The organism is Sphingopyxis sp. sgz302558 (assembly GCF_057220455.1).
Map to the genome: position 1 here is coordinate 1 of NZ_JBXPUZ010000026.1, position 1,248 is coordinate 1,248.

Consider the following 1,248-nt stretch of genomic DNA (forward strand, 5'->3'; position numbering starts at 1 on the left):
CTATGATCTCGAGATCACGGGGTTCACGACGGCGGACCTCGACTTCTCGCTCGATGATGCCGCAAAGCCGAAGCAGGCCGAAGCGGTTGAGTTGCCCGATCCCGACGCGCCGAGTGTCAGCCAACTTGGCGATCTGTGGAATATCGGCCAGCACCGGCTTTATTGCGGCAACGCGCGCGCAGTGGAGAGCTACGAGATCCTGCTCGGCGGCGAGGTGGCGGCGATGGTCTTCGCGGATCCCCCATATAACGTCGCCGTCGACGGCCATGTGTCGGGGCTCGGCAAGCATCGCCACCGCGAGTTCGCAGAGGCCTCAGGCGAACTGACCCCGCCCGAATTCACCGCTTTCCTGCGCGCGGTGTTCCGCAACTGCGTGCGTTTCGCGGCGGATGGGGCGATCCATTATCATTGTATGGACTGGAAACATATGCGCGAGCTGCTCGATGCGGCCGACGGCGTCTATCCCAAGTTCAAACAGCTCATCGTCTGGAAAAAATCCAATGCGGGTATGGGGACCTTCTATCGCTCGCAGCATGAACTGCTGTTCGTGTTCAAGTCGGGCACCGCCAAGAACGTCAACAACTTCGGGCTGGGCGACACCGGGCGCTATCGNTATGGGGACCTTCTATCGCTCGCAGCATGAACTGCTGTTCGTGTTCAAGTCGGGCACCGCCAAGAACGTCAACAACTTCGGGCTGGGCGACACCGGGCGCTATCGCACCAATGTGTGGGACTATGCCGGCGCCAATGTATTCCGCAAGGGGCGCGACAGCGATTTAGAAGCGCATCCCACGGTCAAGCCGACCGCGCTGGTCGCCGATGCCATCCTCGACTGCTCGCACCGCGGCGATCTTATCCTCGATCCGTTCAGCGGGTCGGGGACCACGCTGATCGCGGCGCACAAGACGGGGCGCCGCGGCGCGGCGATCGAGCTCGATCCGCTCTATTGCGACACCTCGCTGCGCCGGTTGATGGCCGCCTCGGGGCTCGACGCGGTGCGCGCCGATGGGGCGCGGTTCCTCGAACTTGAAGCGGCCTTGCTCGCCGGGGAGGGGGTGCGTCATGGCTGATTATGAAGTGGGCTATGGCAAGCCGCCCAAGCACAGCCGGTGGGCGCCCGGCGTATCGGGCAACCCAAAAGGCCGCGTCAAGGGGCAGAAGGGCCTCAAGACCGATCTGGCGGCGGCGCTCGATGCTCCGCAGACCATCAAGGTCAATGGCAAAGCCTTGACCGGGCGACGCCAGCAA

General features: G+C 63.5%; 3 protein-coding genes. All 3 read left to right on the plus strand.

What is annotated here, in order from left to right:
- Positions 1-223: 223 nt before the first annotated feature.
- Positions 224-643 carry a DNA methyltransferase gene (locus tag AC2TC0_RS16155; RefSeq protein ID WP_484718478.1) on the plus strand — a complete coding sequence of 140 codons (420 nt, stop codon included), beginning with the start codon at positions 224-226 and terminating at the stop codon, positions 641-643.
- Complete coding sequence (locus AC2TC0_RS16160; protein WP_484718476.1) at positions 615-1,070, plus strand: DNA-methyltransferase; 456 nt, start codon at positions 615-617, stop codon at positions 1,068-1,070. Before AC2TC0_RS16155 ends, AC2TC0_RS16160 begins: the two co-directional genes overlap by 29 nt.
- A partial coding sequence (locus tag AC2TC0_RS16165; RefSeq protein WP_484718477.1) for a DUF5681 domain-containing protein occupies positions 1,063-1,248 on the plus strand: 186 nt, incomplete at its 3' end. The genes AC2TC0_RS16160 and AC2TC0_RS16165, both read left to right, overlap by 8 nt.

Bases quoted from the DNA above. Each gene is read 5' to 3' on its own strand.
- AC2TC0_RS16160 (WP_484718476.1), top strand. From the start codon at position 615: ATGGGGACCTTCTATCGCTCGCAGCATGAACTGCTGTTCGTGTTCAAG.